At 60.2% G+C, this 15,361-nt stretch carries 17 protein-coding genes; 9 read left to right on the forward strand and 8 right to left on the reverse strand.

The genetic code is table 11. The features are described from left to right. Window positions 1–210 precede the first annotated feature (210 nt). The 5 genes from J3P82_RS08415 to J3P82_RS08435 all read left to right on the forward strand — a co-directional run bounded on the left by J3P82_RS08415 (window position 211) and on the right by J3P82_RS08435 (window position 2,552). Entirely contained in the window at window positions 211–627 is a 417-nt protein-coding gene (locus J3P82_RS08415; protein WP_434562181.1) for a glycine zipper domain-containing protein, read from the forward strand. A gap of 119 nt (window positions 628–746) precedes the next feature. After that, the gene (locus tag J3P82_RS08420; RefSeq protein WP_186641627.1) at window positions 747–920 is read left to right on the forward strand and encodes a hypothetical protein; all 174 of its coding nucleotides are present in this window, start codon (window positions 747–749) and stop codon (window positions 918–920) included. Window positions 921–976: 56 nt separating this feature from the next. Next, a complete protein-coding gene (locus tag J3P82_RS08425; protein ID WP_434562183.1) occupies window positions 977–1,183 on the forward strand; it encodes a hypothetical protein in 207 nt (68 codons plus the stop codon). A gap of 86 nt (window positions 1,184–1,269) precedes the next feature. Then, window positions 1,270–1,638, forward strand: a complete 369-nt coding sequence (locus J3P82_RS08430) for a hypothetical protein (RefSeq protein WP_434562185.1) — start codon at window positions 1,270–1,272, stop codon at window positions 1,636–1,638. Between the two features lie 218 nt (window positions 1,639–1,856). Further along, window positions 1,857–2,552: an HAD-IA family hydrolase gene (locus tag J3P82_RS08435; RefSeq protein WP_434562187.1), complete on the forward strand. Its 696-nt coding sequence runs from the start codon at window positions 1,857–1,859 to the stop codon at window positions 2,550–2,552. A 74-nt stretch (window positions 2,553–2,626) separates the two neighbouring features. Here J3P82_RS08435 and J3P82_RS08440 read toward each other — a convergent pair whose 3' ends face one another. After that, window positions 2,627–3,373 (reverse strand): 3-oxoacyl-ACP reductase family protein, encoded by a 747-nt coding sequence (locus J3P82_RS08440; protein WP_434562189.1) that lies wholly within the window; start codon window positions 3,371–3,373, stop codon window positions 2,627–2,629. Window positions 3,374–3,498: 125 nt separating this feature from the next. On the opposite strand from J3P82_RS08440, the gene J3P82_RS08445 reads away from it, so the two are divergent. Continuing rightward, window positions 3,499–4,422, forward strand: coding sequence for a LysR family transcriptional regulator (locus J3P82_RS08445; RefSeq protein WP_434562191.1), 924 nt, complete (start codon window positions 3,499–3,501; stop codon window positions 4,420–4,422). Window positions 4,423–4,431: 9 nt separating this feature from the next. On the opposite strand, the gene J3P82_RS08450 is transcribed toward J3P82_RS08445, so the two are convergent. From J3P82_RS08450 to J3P82_RS08460, 3 genes are all read right to left on the reverse strand, one after another. Continuing rightward, window positions 4,432–5,160 carry an aspartate/glutamate racemase family protein gene (locus J3P82_RS08450; RefSeq protein WP_434562193.1) on the reverse strand — a complete coding sequence of 243 codons (729 nt, stop codon included), beginning with the start codon at window positions 5,158–5,160 and terminating at the stop codon, window positions 4,432–4,434. A 61-nt stretch (window positions 5,161–5,221) separates the two neighbouring features. Continuing rightward, complete coding sequence (locus J3P82_RS08455) at window positions 5,222–6,751, reverse strand: NCS1 family nucleobase:cation symporter-1 (RefSeq protein WP_434562195.1); 1,530 nt, start codon at window positions 6,749–6,751, stop codon at window positions 5,222–5,224. A gap of 455 nt (window positions 6,752–7,206) precedes the next feature. Beyond that, on the reverse strand, window positions 7,207–7,950 hold the full coding sequence (locus J3P82_RS08460) for a phosphoadenylyl-sulfate reductase (RefSeq protein WP_434562197.1): 744 nt from the start codon (window positions 7,948–7,950) through the stop codon (window positions 7,207–7,209). Window positions 7,951–8,123: 173 nt separating this feature from the next. On the opposite strand from J3P82_RS08460, the gene thrH reads away from it, so the two are divergent. Beyond that, window positions 8,124–8,741, forward strand: coding sequence for a bifunctional phosphoserine phosphatase/homoserine phosphotransferase ThrH (thrH, locus tag J3P82_RS08465; RefSeq protein WP_434562199.1), 618 nt, complete (start codon window positions 8,124–8,126; stop codon window positions 8,739–8,741). Window positions 8,742–8,793: 52 nt separating this feature from the next. Here thrH and pabB read toward each other — a convergent pair whose 3' ends face one another. The 4 genes from pabB to J3P82_RS08485 all read right to left on the reverse strand — a co-directional run bounded on the left by pabB (window position 8,794) and on the right by J3P82_RS08485 (window position 13,475). Beyond that, window positions 8,794–10,137, reverse strand: coding sequence for an aminodeoxychorismate synthase component I (gene pabB, locus J3P82_RS08470; RefSeq protein WP_434562201.1), 1,344 nt, complete (start codon window positions 10,135–10,137; stop codon window positions 8,794–8,796). Between the two features lie 277 nt (window positions 10,138–10,414). Continuing rightward, window positions 10,415–11,401, reverse strand: coding sequence for an alpha-L-glutamate ligase-like protein (locus J3P82_RS08475; RefSeq protein ID WP_434562203.1), 987 nt, complete (start codon window positions 11,399–11,401; stop codon window positions 10,415–10,417). Further along, complete coding sequence (locus tag J3P82_RS08480; RefSeq protein WP_434562205.1) at window positions 11,401–12,933, reverse strand: inactive transglutaminase family protein; 1,533 nt, start codon at window positions 12,931–12,933, stop codon at window positions 11,401–11,403. The genes J3P82_RS08475 and J3P82_RS08480 overlap by 1 nt, the downstream gene beginning before the upstream one ends. A 5-nt stretch (window positions 12,934–12,938) precedes the next feature. Next, window positions 12,939–13,475, reverse strand: a complete 537-nt coding sequence (locus tag J3P82_RS08485; RefSeq protein ID WP_186641643.1) for an ATP-dependent zinc protease family protein — start codon at window positions 13,473–13,475, stop codon at window positions 12,939–12,941. 280 nt (window positions 13,476–13,755) lie between these two features. Between J3P82_RS08485 and J3P82_RS08490 the strand changes: the two genes are divergently transcribed. After that, the gene (locus J3P82_RS08490; protein ID WP_434562207.1) at window positions 13,756–14,469 is read left to right on the forward strand and encodes a GntR family transcriptional regulator; all 714 of its coding nucleotides are present in this window, start codon (window positions 13,756–13,758) and stop codon (window positions 14,467–14,469) included. Then, window positions 14,466–15,356: a methylisocitrate lyase gene (gene prpB, locus J3P82_RS08495; protein ID WP_434562209.1), complete on the forward strand. Its 891-nt coding sequence runs from the start codon at window positions 14,466–14,468 to the stop codon at window positions 15,354–15,356. Before J3P82_RS08490 ends, prpB begins: the two co-directional genes overlap by 4 nt. Window positions 15,357–15,361 lie beyond the last annotated feature (5 nt).

The following is a 15,361-nucleotide window of genomic DNA, read 5'->3' on the forward strand; positions in this document are numbered from 1 at the left end:
TTCACGTTTCTTTCACACTCCCGCGCGTAGTCTCAGCTCATCCGTTAGAAAGCAGTACCTGCCCGTTTCCCCAGCGGGCTTTTTTTTGCCTGTCATAAAACTACCCCTGCATTTGTGGTCCAACCGTCATGGCTGACGCGGTTTGGCGTACACTCGCGCCCGCGCGCACCGGCTATCTCTCCCCGATGCGGCATTCTTGAGGTTTTTATCATGCGTTTGACTTTGTCCACCTTGGTGCTGGGGCTTGTAGTCGCTCAGGGCGCAATGGCCGCTGGCGACGGTACCGCTGCGGTCGGCGGTGGTCTTGGCGGTGTCTTGGGTAACGTGGTCGGCCAGCAGATGGGCGGCAGCGCGGGCGCTGCGATTGGCGCCGGTGTCGGTGGCGCAGCCGGCAGCGCGGTGGGGGCTCGAAAGGGCAGCCGTACGGAAGCGGCCATTGGCGGTGGCCTGGGTTCGGCCGGCGGTTCGATTGTGGGCAACCGCCTGGGCGGTTCTACCGGGTCGACCATTGGCGCGGGCGTCGGTGGTGCGGCTGGCGCAGCGTTGGGCAGCAACCTGTCCAACGATAACGATGGCCATTCCGGTGGCAAGAAGCACAAGCACAAGCACAAGAAAAAACACCGCTGAGCGGACGCTTGATGAAGAGACCCGGCCTAGTGCCGGGTTTTTTCTTATTGGGTATTTCCCGGAACGTTTGCCCGACCACCGCCTCGAACGCATACACACTTGCAATAGTGAGGTCTGCCATGACGCCGGAAACCGAAGGCAAGGAAGAAAAAGGCCCCTCGGGCGTTCCGTTCATCAACGATCCGGGCGTGAATGACCCGGGCAATGAAGATCCAGGTTCGCTGATGGACGACGCTCAGGTTCCGCTGATCGAGGATGAAGATACTGAGCACGAAGATGAATCCTACGATTGAAGCTGCCCAAGCGCAGCACCGATGTCCTCGTAAAACTGCTGACCAGGAGATTTGCCATGACTGCCGACTCGCCTGTCCCAGACGACGATGAAACCCCGGAATACCCGCTGCCATCGCCAACCGACTCCCTGAGCCGCGATCAGCGTCCACCTGACGACGAGGAGGCCGGTGTAGAGCAAGTACCAAGCGATGACCCGGATGTCGAGGCGACTCCGGACGACCCGGACATTGCCGGTGACGATGCTTCCGGCAAGCCAAGCTGATTGCCCATCCGCCCGTCGATTTTGCGGCACCATCGGCCGGAGGTGGTTGCCAGACATCAGGTAGTTATCTGAAAAGGAGACTTACCATGATGAAGTCAAATATGACGGCTTTGGTGCTTGCCGGAATTCTTTCGGCCAGTTCAGTGGCGGTGTTTGCCCAGTCCTCGAACGACGCACCCGTAGATAAGGGGGGAATGCCGCCTTCTACCCAGATGGATGCCGGTTCCACCACCGAGACCAATGGCAACGCTCTTCCGCCGGGTTCAGTGGGCGGAGGGAACGGTGGCGATGCCAGCGGCAGCAGCACCAGTCCGGGAACCGGCAGTGGCTCGACCAGCGGTGGCAGCACGATGGGCGGCGGATCTTCCGGCTCAAGCAGTGGAACCGGTAGCAGCAGCGGTGGCAGCTCAAGCGGCGGCGGATCAGGCTCCGGTTCGGGTGCGTCCGGCGGCTAAGGCGCAGCCCATTGTCAATCACCGCTGTGTTCGTGGCGAGGGAGCCCGTCGCTGACCGGTCAAGTAGCAGCTCATTCCTCGCCACCTCGTTACGAAAATTTCCCATTGCTTGCATCCTGCGCGCCTCGTTATTCTGCTGAATCCTTTAAGGCGAACACGTTGCGCTGGCCGCACCTGAGCCATCCCTGGAATGTTGTGTTGATAACGGATCAGATGCGATGAATGCACCGCTGAAAAATTTTGGCCCGATCAAGGCTGTGATTTTCGACATGGATGGCCTGCTGTTGGACACCGAAGGCATCTATACAGAGGTTACGTCCATCATTGCCGAGCGCTACGGGCGTACGTTCGACTGGAGCCACAAGCAGAACATCATCGGGCGCGGCGCGGGTGACCTGGCTCGTTATGTGGTCCAGGCGCTGGAGCTGCCGATCACTCCGGAAGAATTCCTGGTCATTCGCGAACCGCTGATGCGCGAACGTTTTCCTCATGCCCTGGCGATGCCCGGCGCTGAAGAGTTGGTGCGCCACTTGAAGGCCCATGACGTGCCCATTGCGGTAGGAACCAGTTCGGCGCGCCAGTCGTTCGAGCTGAAAACCACGCTGCACCGGGACTGGTTCGCGCTGTTCGATTTCATCGTGACGGCGGATGATCCGGAAGTGGGCGCGGCCAAACCGGCGCCGGATATCTTCCTCACCGCGGCCCGTCGCCTCGGCGTTGCGCCGAAAGATTGCCTGGTCTTCGAGGACTCGCCGTTCGGCGTGACGGCGGCCAAAGCTGCGGGCATGACCGCTATCGCAATCCCCGACTCGGCCATGGCTGACGAGAAGTATGCCCATGCCGACGGGATCATTCGCTCGCTCAAGCTGTTCCAGCCAAGCCTGTGCGGTTTGCCAGAGATGGAATGGGCCTGACGACACACTGCGAGGCAACGCAAAAAACGCCGGTCATGGCTCAACCATGACCGGCGTTTTTGTGTGCCTTGGGATCAGGCGCCAAAGCCGCCGTCGATGGTCAGGCTGGCCCCGGTGATGTAGGCCGCTTCCGGGCCCGCCAGATAGGCGACGAAGCTGGCGATTTCTTCCACCGTGCCGTAACGCCCTATAGCCATGAGGTCCATCAGGCTGGACGCGAAGTCGCTGTCTGCTGGGTTCATGTCAGTGTCCACCGGGCCGGGTTGCACGTTGTTGACAGTAATGCCGCGGGGGCCGAGGTCGCGGGCCAGGCCCTTGGTCAGGCCCACCAGCGCGGATTTGCTCATGGCATAAGTCGCGCCACCGGCGAAGGGCATGCGGTCGGCGTTGGTGCTGCCGATGTTGATGACTCGACCGCCTTCGGTCATGTGTCGAGCGGCTGCCTGGGTAGCAATAAACACGCTGCGCACGTTGATGGCCAGGGTCTGGTCGAAGTCTTCAAGCTTGAACTCGTCCAGCGGTGCCATTGCCAGGATGCCAGCGTTGTTGACCAGAATGTCCAGCCGGCCAAAAGCGTCCACAGTCGCATCGACGGCGCTGCGGATGGCGTCGGCGTCAGCGCTGTCAGCCTTGATCGCCAAGGCTTTGCCACCGGTGGCGATGATGCTGTTCTGCAGTTCTTCGGACTTGGCGGCGGAACTGACGTACGTGAAGGCGACTGCAGCGCCTTGCGCAGCGAGGCGCTTGACGATGGCGGCGCCGATGCCGCGGGAACCGCCTTGGATCAAGGCGACTTTACCGTTCAGTGTCTGATTGCTCATGAAGGTCTCCAAAGGTGCCGAGGCGAGGTGCCACGGTTGATGGGGCGAGTATCAAGACTCGGCGATCGGCTGTGTAGACCTCCTTTGATATAGTCTGTGTAAACAAAAAGTTTATAGTGAGCGCCATGGAGACTTTCAGCAGTATCGAATGCTTTGTCCGCAGCGCCGAGGTCGGCAGTTTTGCCGAGGCGGCGCGACGCTTGAGCCTGACCCCGGCGGCGGTGGGCAAAAGCGTCGCCAAGCTTGAAGCGCGCCTGGGCGTGCGGCTGTTCCAGCGCAGCACTCGCAGCCTGACACTGACCGAGGCCGGCCAGTTGTTCCTGCGGGAAGTGGGCAGCAGTTTTAATACGATCCAGAACGCCGTCGCCAACCTGGCCAGCGCCGGTGGGCAGCCAGCCGGTACGCTGAAAGTGAGCATGGGCACGGCGTTCGGACGATTGTTTGTCGTGCCGTTGCTGGGGGAATTCCTGCGGCGGTACCCGGCGATCAACCCGGACTGGCATTTCGACAACCGCCAGGTGGACCTGATCGGGCAGGGCTTCGACGCGGCCATCGGGGGTGGGTTCGAGCTGCCTCAAGGCGTGGTGGCGCGCAAACTGGCGGTGGCTCATCGGGTGCTGGTCGCGTCCGAAGATTATCTACAAAATCATGCTGCGATCACTGAGCCGCAAGACCTGGCGCACCATCAAGGCATCCTGATTCGTTCGCCACAGACCGGGCGTGTCCGCTCCTGGCAACTGACCCATCGCAACCGGGAACATAGCCCGCTGATGCTCAGGGCGCGCATGACCATGAGTGACTCGGAAGCCGACTGCGCGGCCGCCGCCCAAGGGTTGGGGATTGGGCTGGTGAGCATGCCTATCGCCATTCCTTTCCTGGAGTCCGGGGGGTTGCAGCGAGTCCTGCCAGACTGGTATGTCGATGACGGCAACATCTCCATTTATTACGCCGAGCACAAACTGCTGCCGGGCAAGACCCGGGCGTTTGTGGATTTCATTATCGAACAGTTTGCCGAGCAGGGGCTTGCGCAGCGGTTCAGCGCGGTCTGAAGTTTGAACTCATCGCCCAAACCGACCCGGCCAGCCAATGATAGTCTTCGGCCGAGGCGTCGCATAGGTGCGTACTTTTGATGTCGACAACCCTAATCGCACCAGTGATTCGGCGATGGTCACTGCTGCGGTTACCCCATCGACCACCGGCACGCCAGTGCGCTGGCGGATCTGTTCATCGAGCCCGGCCATGCCGCCGCAACCCAGGCAGATGACCTCGGCCTTGTCCTGGCTGACCGCCAGTTCGGCCTGATGCACGATGGCTTCGAGTGCCCGTTGTGGATCCTGCTCAAGTTCCAGCACTGCCAGGCCACTGGCCCGCACCGAGGCGCAGCGGTCGAACAGTCCTGAGAGTTTGAGGCGGTCCTCGATCAGCGGTACCGTGCGGTCCAAGGTAGTGACAACCGAATAGGCATGACCGAGGAACATCGCGGTACTGGCGCCGGCATCGGTGATGTCCACAACCGGCACGTTGAGCAGCTCCTGCAAACCTTCGCGGCCATGTTCGCCATAACCGGCTTGGATGACCGCATCGAACGGCTGGTCGTAAGACATCACCCGGTCCATCACGGCGATCGCTGCCAGATAGCTTTCAAAGTTGCCTTCGATGGAGTCGGCTCCGAAATGCGGCGTAAGCCCGATGATTTCGGTGCCTGGCGCGGCCACTGCCTGGGCTTGCCGGGCGATGGCCTGGGTGATGGACTCGGTGGTGTTGACGTTGACCACAAGAATTCGCATGAGCTGTCCCTTTTAAACACATAAATAAGCGGCCCGCACCTGACGGGCCGCTGGTCATGGATCAATGGCTGACGTTATCCACGGCGATGGATTCGCCACTGACGTCCTCGTAGTACGGCTGGCGCTTGGCGATGATCAGGTATAACAACCCTGCAATCGAGGCGCCAATCAGCCAGGAAAACGCTGAGACGCTGTCGAAACCGGGCACCAGCGCCAGGATAATCGCGATCAGCGCCGCGGGAATGAACGCCGCCACTGCCCGCAGGTTCACGCCGTTGCTGTAGAAATACGCACCATTTGGGTCCTCGCTGTACAGTTGTGGCACGTTGATGCGGCCTTTTCGCAGCAGCCAGTAGTCGACCATGATCACGCCGTACAGCGGCCCGAGCAGGGCGCCGAGGCCGGACAGGAAATACACGATCACCAACGGGCTGTTGTACAGGTTCCACGGCAGGATCAGCACGGCTATGGCGGCGCTGATCAGCCCGGCGCGGCGAAAGGTCAGGTATTTGGGCGCCAGGTTACTGAGCACGAAGGCCGGGGCGACGAAGTTGGCCATGATGTTCACCGCTACGGTGACGATCAGGAAAGCCACGCAACCGAGTACCAGGAAAAAGGTGTTGGGGATCGAGGCGATAACCTGGGTTGGGCTCTCGATGATCTGGCCATTGATCTGGAACTGCGCACCGCATAGCAGGATGGTGATGGCAGCGAACACCAGAATATTGACCGGCAGGCCCCAGAAATTTCCGACAATAATCGTCCGACGGCACGGTGAGGAACGGGCGAAATCGCAAAAATTCAGGATCAAGGTTCCGTATATCGCCAGCCACAGGGCACCACCGGCGAATATGTTGCGCCACATCTCGCCGCCGGTCAGCGGTTCACGGATCGACCATGCGATGGTGGCATCGGCCTGGAAGTACATCCATCCGGCCAGCGCCGCGACCGTCACCAGGATGACGGGGCCGGCAAAGCCTTCATAACGGCGAACCATTTCCATGCCGTAGGCCAGGATCACCAATTGCACGAACCATATCGCCACGAAACACACCCAGCCGAGGCTCGACAGCCCGAGGATCGAGTTGTGATCGTACTCGGCGAAGCCTGGGTGGATGGCGGTCAACAACACGCGGAACACCACGGACGCCAGGTACGTCTGGATACCGAACCAGGCGATGGCAATGACTGCCCTGATCAGTGCAGGAATCTGCGCGCCATGAATGCCGAAACTGATCCGACTGATGACAGGAAACGGCACGCCGGTCTTCTGGCCCATGTAGCCGGATAGATTCATGAAGCCATACACCAGCGCTGCGCCGATCCCCAGCGAGAGGAGGATTTGCCAAGCGCCCAGGCCCAACGCATACAGGCCTATGGCGAACGAATAATTGGCGATGTTATGCACGTCGTTCGTCCACAGGGCAAAGATGCTATAGCGGCCCCAGCGTCGGCCCTCGGCCTTGGTCGGTGCGAGATCCTTGTTGTGTAGCCTGGGGCTCAACGTGGGAAGGGCTGCGGTTGGGTCATCAAAGGCAGTAGTTGGGGAGGGCAGATCCAGCGCGATGTTATTAGAGAGACTTGTACGCATTCCGGCAGGCTCCTGATTCTCAGGGCCGCGATGACTGTGCATGAGCGCGGGGCTCGGCAGATCTTCGTCGCGGCGGGGTGAGCAATCATTGATTACGGGGCATCTGCAGCCTGTACGGGATAGGGCGCTTCAGGCTGGCGGATCTAAAGTGTGTGTACGTTTTGTTGTTAGTTGTATACAAAACGTCTTCCACCTCAAGCCAGATTTATGCCAGCCTTGAATCTAACCCGTAGCTTGCTAATTTCATTTTGTTATTGATTAAAGATAAGTATTTGAAATAGCGCAGGTAAAAACTGACCATTCAAACAGGTAATTTTACAAAAGAGGCAGGGAAGGGAGAGTCGAGACGGAGAAGGAATCGAAGCAAGTTGTAACTTTTTAGCGCAGTGATGGAATCAATGCACACAAAAATGCCACTTGTGGTGACATTTTTGTGTACAGGAAACTGCGTGCTATCAGACCACCTTGGACTTGGCGATGATGTTGCCGGCATGCAACCCGCATTCTTTCTGCGTGGCTTCTTCCCACCACCAGCGGCCTTCGCGCTCGTGCTGGTTCGGCAGGACCGGACGGGTGCAGGGTTCGCAGCCGATGCTGATGAAGCCGCGCTCGTGCAGGCTGTTGTAGGGCAGCTCCAGCATGCGGATATAGCCCCAGACTTCTTCGCTGGTCATTTGCGACAAAGGGTTGAACTTGTACAGCGTGCGTTCCGGGGTAGAAAACGCGGTATCGATTTCCAGCACCGCCACCTGGCTGCGGGTGCCGGGGCTCTGGTCGCGGCGCTGGCCGGTGGCCCAGGCGCGGACATCGGCCAGTTTGCGCCGCAACGGTTCGATTTTGCGAATCCCGCAGCACTCGCCGTGGCCATCCTTATAGAAGCTGAACAAGCCTTTTTCCTTCACGAAGGGTTCAAGTTTCGTGTAGTCCGGCGAGACCAGCTCGATCTCGATCTTGTAGTGCTCGCGCACCTGATCGATGAAACGATAGGTCTCCGGATGCAGGCGACCGGTGTCGAGGCTGAACACCTTGACGTTCTTGTTCAGCTTCCAGGCCATGTCCACCAGCACCACGTCTTCGGCGCCACTGAAGGATATCCACAGGTCGTCGCCAAATTCGGCGAAGGCCAGCTTGAGGATGTCCTGCGGGGACTTGTTGGCATAGGTCGTGGCGAGTTCCACGACGTCAAACGTTGGGCTCATCAGGGCGGTTTCCTACAGGTCGGTGGCGCTGGGCGCTCTATATGGGGCTGATGGTAACAAAAAGCTGCCCGGGCTGGCGCGCTCCTGTGCGTTGCGCAGGTCTCGGCGAATGGCTAGAGTCGGCAGTCCTTTGGTTCGCTCAACCGATAAACAGCAAAAAATGGGAGTGTCTTGTGGAAATTGCCTGTCTCGACCTGGAAGGTGTGTTGGTCCCGGAGATCTGGATCGCCTTCGCTGAAAAAACCGGGATTGAATCCCTCAGGGCAACCACTCGGGACATTCCCGATTACGACGTGCTGATGAAGCAGCGATTGCGCATCCTCGACGACCATGGCCTCAAGCTCTCCGATATCCAGGAAGTGATCGCCACCCTCAAACCACTGGACGGTGCCATCGAATTCGTCGATTGGCTGCGCGAGCGCTTCCAGGTGGTGATTCTCTCGGACACATTCTATGAATTCTCCCAGCCGTTGATGCGTCAGCTGGGCTTTCCAACGCTGCTCTGCCATCGGCTGATCACTGACGACCACGGGCGGGTGACTGGCTATCAGTTGCGTCAGAAGGATCCGAAACGGCAGTCGGTCCTGGCCTTCAAGAGCCTGTACTACCGTGTAATTGCGGCGGGGGATTCCTACAACGACACCACGATGCTGGGTGAAGCCGACGCGGGGATTCTGTTCCATGCGCCTGACAATGTGATCCGCGAATTCCCGCAGTTCCCGGCGGTGCATACCTTTGCCAAGTTGAAGCAGGCGCTCATCGAGGCTTCGAATCGCCCCTTGAGCCTGTAGACCTGAGCGGGTTGATCGTTCCTACGGGAGCGTAGGAGCGATCACTGGAGTCCTAGAGTTCCTGCAGGGTTTCGAGCAGGACCCGGACCTTGGTCATCGACTCCTGATACTCCGCCTCCCACTCCGAGTCCGCGACAATCCCGCCGCCTCCCCAGCAACAGACCTGCCCATCCTTGACCAGCAAGCTGCGGATGGCAATGGAGCTGTCCATTTCCCCGCGCACGTCCAGGTACAGCAACGAGCCGCAATAAAGCCCGCGTCGGGTCGGTTCGAGTTCGTCGATGATTTGCATGGCGCGAATTTTCGGCGCGCCGGTGATCGAACCGCCGGGGAAGCTGCCGGCGATCAAGTCCAGGGCATCCCTGTCAGCATCCAGCTCGCCGGTCACGCTGCTGACCAAGTGATGCACATTCGGGTAGCTTTCCAGGCTGAACAACTCCGGCACCCGCACCGAGCCAACGCGGCACGTGCGGCCCAGGTCGTTACGCAGCAGGTCGACGATCATCAGGTTTTCCGCCCGGTCTTTCGGGCTGGCCAGCAGCTCGGCGGCGTGGGCGGCATCCTCCCCAGGCGTGGTGCCGCGAGGCCGGGTGCCCTTGATCGGCCGGGTTTCGACGTGGCGTTCGCTGACCTTGACGAAACGTTCCGGCGACAGGCTCAGCACCGCACCGCCGCCCGGCAGGCTCTGGAAACCGGAGAACGGCGTCGGGCAAGCCGCCCGCAGCGCCTGATAAGCGACCCAGGCATCGCCTTGGCAGGGGGCGCGAAAACGTTGGGCAAAGTTGACTTGATAACAATCGCCGGCCTGGATATAGGCCTGGATACGCTCGAATGCTTGCCGATAGTCCTCGGCGCTGAGGTCGGGCGTCATCGGGCCTTGAAGGTTGAACGCAGTGACGGGCGGCGGGTTTGGACGGGCGAACAATTCGATCAGTCGCTGGCGTTCGCTTTCGCTGCAGTGGGGATGGAAGACCAGTTGGCTAGTGCGGACCTGGTGATCGGTGATCAGCGCCCAGTCGTACAGGCCAAAACGCGCGTCAGGCAATTGCAGGTCGTCCTTGGCGTGGGACGGCAGGACTTCAAGGTGTCGGCCGAAGTCGTAACTCATGTAACCGATCAAGCCGCCGGCGAAGGGCAATTGGACCTGGGCCGGTAGGTCTGCGCGGCCCAGTTGCGTCAGATGGAGCCGAAGGCGGTGCAGGAAATCACCGCCACGTTCCTCCGGCAATACCATCAGTTGCTCCAATGGCCAGGCGCTTAGCAGGTCATAACGACCGCGTTCGGCACTCGGTCGGCCGCTGTCGAGCAGCACGCTGCCTGGGGCATGGCGGATCGCCGCAAAGTATTCGGCGGGATCGGCGCGATAGGGCAGCGAGTGTACGGAGCAGGTTGGCATGGGCGGGGCGGGTCAGCCGTTCAGGCGGGGGGGGGGGCGATTGTAATCCCCTGTAGGATTTGCTCCTAGAGGGATGTCGGTATTGAACATCTGAAGGCGCATGGAACCCGTGGCGAGGGAGCTTGCTCCCGCTGGGTTGCGCAGCAGCCCCTTGTTCAGATGAACGCGATCAACCTGATGCATCGAGGTGCCGGGCTTTGGGGTTGCTTCGCAACCCAGCGGGAGCAAGCTCCCTCGCCACGGGGGGCTATCTTCGATCCTCAGCTTACTTCAAGCCTCAACCCTCAACCGGCGGAATATGCCCAAACAACTCCTGGGCAAACGCCACGCGTTCTTCCACGGTTTCGATAACACCCCGGGCCTTGAGTTCTTCCAGGCGTGCTTCAACGGCATGGGTGCGCAAGGTCAGGCCGCAGTCGTTGGCAATCTGGATGTTCAGGCCCGGCCGGGCGTTCAGTTCCAGGATCAACGGGCCTTTTTCCTGGTCCAGGACCATGTCGACACCGATGTAGCCCAGCCCGCAAAGTTCATAGCAACCGGCGGCCAGTTTCATGAAACCGTCCCAATAGGGCAGTTGCACGCCGTCCACTGCGTTGGTGGTGTCGGGGTGTTTAGTGATGATGTTGTTCAGCCAGGTTCCGCGCAGGGTCAGGCCCGTGGCGAGGTCAACGCCGACGCCAATGGCGCCCTGGTGCAGGTTGGCCTTGCCGCCGGACTGGCGGGTCGGCAGTCGCAACATGGCCATCACCGGATAGCCCATCAGCACGATGATACGGATGTCCGGCACGCCTTCGTAGCTGATGCTCTTGAAGATCTGGTCTGGGGTCACACGGTATTCGATCAGTGCGCGGTCACGGTGTCCGCCAAGGGAGTACAGACCCGTAAGGATGCTGGAGATGTGGTGCTCGATTTCTTCGTGGCTGATGATTTTGCCAGACACGGTTCGATAGCGACCCTCGAAGCGGTCGGCGATCACTATGATGCCGTCGCCCCCGGCGCCCTGGGCCGGCTTGATCACGAAATCGGTACGCCCCCCGATGATTTCGTCGAGCTTGTCGATTTCCTTCTCGGTGGAAATCACTCCATACAACTCCGGTACGTGAATACCGGCAATGATTGCCCGCTCCTTGGTGATGATCTTGTCATCGACGATGGGATACAGGCTGCGCTTGTTGTACTTGAGCACGTAGTCGGCGTTACGCCGATTGATGCCCATGATGCCCCGGGCTTCCAGGGCCTTCCAGGTTTTCCACAGGCCGAACATCAGGAGTCAGCCTTGACGAAGGCCTTGAACCGCACCAGCTCGGTCAGGCGATAACCACGATAACGACCCATGGCCAGCATGAAGCCCACCAGGATCAGCAGGATCGCCGGGAAGGTGAACACGAAGTACACCAGCTCCGGCACGCTCATGATCAGGTGCGCCAGCGACGCGGCGAACAGCGTGCCGATGGCGACTTTCATCGCGTGGCCGGCGCCGCGTTCTTCCCAGGTGATGGACAGGCGTTCGATGGTCATGGTCAGGATCACCATCGGGAACAGCGCCACCGACAAGCCGCGCTCCAGGCCCAACTTGTGGCTGAACAGGCTGATCGCGGCGATCAGCACCACCACGAACGTCAGCACCACCGAGAGCCTTGGCAGCATCTGCAGCTTGAGGTGCTCCAAATAGGAGCGCAGCGACAGGCCCAGGGTGGTAATCACCGTGAACAGGATGATGCCGAAGCCCAGCTGGGTTTCGCGGAAGGCCAAGGCGATCAGCACCGGGGTGAACGTCCCGAGGGTCTGCAGGCCGATCAGGTTACGCAACACCAGGATCACCAGCACGCCAATCGGGATCATCACCATGATCATGAACGTCTGCTGGGTTTGCAGCGGCAATCCGTAGAGCGAGTACTCGAGGAAGTTGGCGTCGGTGTTCTCGTCCGTCAGCTTGGCCAGGCGAATGGCGTTCATTTCGCTGTTGTTCATGCTGAAGGTGACGGTGGCTTTCTTGCCGCCATCGACGGTGATCAGGTTCTCGTCGCCGGTCCACCACAGCAGGCGGTCGGTCGGCAGGCCTTGCTCGCCGGAGTCGGGGTTGAAGTACAGCCAGTCGGTGCCGTTGAAACTGCGTAGCCACAGTTCAGGCGTCTGCGGCTGGTCGGCGACCAGGCGGATGGTATGGACTTTTTCCACCGGCACGTGGGCGATGGACAGCACCAACTCGACGATTTTGGCTTTATTGCTCGACGAAGGATCGCCGGCCAGCAGCAGCTTGACGTTGTCATCGTTGAGGTTGTTGACCCGCTTGATGGCTTCGCTGATAAACGTCTCGACATCCGCCGAATGCTGGCGGATCGGCGCCAGCAATGCTTCGGCGGCCAGTTTTTCCGGCCCCTCGACGGCGATGCTGTCACGGAAAGTCGGGCCCTTGACCTTGGTTTTCTCGGCGCTGTAGCGCTTGGTCAGCACCAGGCGGTAATACAGGGTCTGGTTGCCTTTGGCGCGACGGGCCGACCACGTCACTTTGCGGTTGCCGTCGACCCGGTTCACCGCCACGCCGTAATTGTTGGAAATGAAACTCTCATTGAGGCTCACATAATCGCGGCTCAAGGGCGGCACGAACATCTGGATTTTCACCGGATCCTTGGCGTTGGGCACGAATTCGACCTTGGCGTCGATGTTCCACAAGTCGTCGGTGGCGTCTTCGGTGACCGGGATGCCGAGCACGAAAATCTGATAGGCCGTCACCGACAGGCCCAGCACCACCAGGATGGCGATCAGCATTTTCAGATGGAGGGTAAGGGAGCGCATTGGAATTACTCTGCGGTATGAGCGGCATTGGCGCAGGCGGGTTTGCCGGCAGCGTATTTAAGACTGGGGTCGACCAGCGCATCGAAACGCTTGAGCGCTTCGGAGCCGATCAGCAACGGGTATTGGAAGGCGCTGCGGTCGGTCAGGTTCACTTCAATGCTGCGCAGGGCGGAGCCCATGCAGATGTCCAGTTCAATGACCGGCCGGGCCGTGTATTTCTTGCCTTCTTCCGGGTCGTAGTCACCGGCGCGACGCTTGATCTTGCTGACTCGGGCCAGCGGGCGTTCGATGGGGTGAGAATGGGCCGCGTCGATGGCCAGGTAGAAACGCACCCAGGATTCGCCATTGCGCTTGAAACGCTTGATGTCCCTGGCGCTGAGGGATGCGGTCTTGGCGCCGGTGTCGAGCTTGGCGGCGACCTCCAGGTCGATGCCTTGCAGCGCTGCATATTCGTTGAGGCCGTACACGGTTTTTTCACCCGCCGCGGCAAGCCCCGGCAGGCACATGAAATAGAAAGCAGCAGATAAGGGCTTGAGTGTCATAGATCCTGGTGCGCAGCGTTCCGTTTATCGGTTCAGGCCCTGGCATTACTGCACAAGCTCCTAGGTTGCCTTCTCTATATATAGGGAGAGCGGCAATTGCGGCGGCATTCTAGCACGGTGGTTTTCTGACGCCACCGCTGGCCGGGGGCTACGATGCTTCTGAACGGTGGTTATCTCAGGAGCGTTTATTAGGCGATTGTCGACAATCCATAATTTTACTTTGACGTTTATAGATTGAGCGGGTAGTTTTTGCCGTATTGATTTGTAAGGTGTCGACAATATGCTCGATCAGCTCGAAACACCGGCGGTTGCCCCGGACGACACGGAAACCCTGTCCGAGAACGTCTTCCGGCGTATCCAGGCCGCCATCGTCAAAGGCGAAATCGCCCCCGGCAGCAAGATCTCCGAGCCCGAGCTGGCCCGGACCTACGGAATCAGCCGCGGGCCGCTACGCGAGGCGATCCATCGCCTGGAAGGCCAGCGCCTGCTGGTGCGCATCCCGCATGTTGGGGCGCGGGTGGTGTCGCTGAGCCATGCCGAACTGCTGGAACTCTACGAAATCCGTGAATCCCTCGAAGGCATGGCCTGCCGTCTGGCGGCCGAGCGCATGACTCTGGAAGAAATCGACGAACTGCGCCGTGTGCTGGAAACCCACGAGCGCGATGCGGCGTTCCAGGCCGGTGTCGGTTACTACCAGCAGGAAGGTGATTTCGATTTTCATTACCGGATCATCCAGGGCAGCGGCAACCGCACCCTGACGCAAATGCTCTGCGGCGAGTTGTACCAACTGGTGCGCATGTATCGCATCCAGTTTTCCACCACGCCAAACCGTCCGCGCCAAGCCTTTGCCGAGCATCACCGGATTCTCGACGCCATCGCCGACCGTGATGGCGAACTGGCTGAGTTATTGATGCGCCGGCACATCGGCGCTTCCAAACGCAATATCGCGCGCCATTTCCAGGACAGCGCCGCCACTCAACGAGGTGAGTCATGAGTTCCAGCAAGAGCACGCCAGGCCAGCGTTTTCGCGATGCGGTCGCCGCCGAGCATCCATTGCAAGTGGTCGGCACCATCAACGCCAACCATGCGTTGCTGGCCAAGCGCGCCGGCTTCAAGGCAATCTACCTTTCGGGCGGCGGCGTGGCGGCCGGCTCCCTTGGCGTGCCCGACCTGGGGATTACCGGCCTGGATGACGTGCTGACCGATGTGCGCCGTATCACCGACGTCTGCGATCTGCCGCTACTGGTGGACGTCGACACCGGGTTTGGTTCCTCGGCGTTCAACGTCGCCCGTACGGTCAAATCGATGATCAAGTTCGGCGCGGCGGCGATTCATATCGAAGACCAGGTCGGCGCCAAGCGTTGCGGCCATCGTCCAAACAAGGAAATCGTCTCGCAGCAGGAGATGGTCGACCGCATCAAGGCCGCCGTCGATGCCCGCACCGACGACAGTTTCGTGATCATGGCGCGGACCGATGCCCTGGCGGTGGAAGGCTTGGAGTCGGCCCTGGACCGTGCGGCCGCGTGCATCGAGGCCGGTGCCGACATGATTTTTCCCGAAGCCATCACCGAATTGGACATGTACAAGCTGTTCGCCAGCCGCGTGAAAGCGCCGATCCTGGCCAACATCACCGAGTTCGGCGCAACCCCGCTGTACACCACCGAGCAACTCGCCGGGGCCGACGTGTCCCTGGTGCTGTATCCGCTGTCGGCGTTCCGCGCGATGAACAAGGCCGCCGAGAATGTCTACACCGCGATCCGCCGCGACGGCACGCAACAGAATGTCATCGACACCATGCAGACCCGTATGGAGCTTTACGATCGCATCGACTACCACACGTTCGAGCAGAAGCTCGATGCGTTGTTCGCGGCGAAGAAGTAAGGCGC

The organism is Pseudomonas sp. Z4-20 (genome assembly GCF_051131955.1).
Taxonomy (GTDB): Bacteria; Pseudomonadota; Gammaproteobacteria; order Pseudomonadales; family Pseudomonadaceae; genus Aquipseudomonas; species Aquipseudomonas marvdashtae.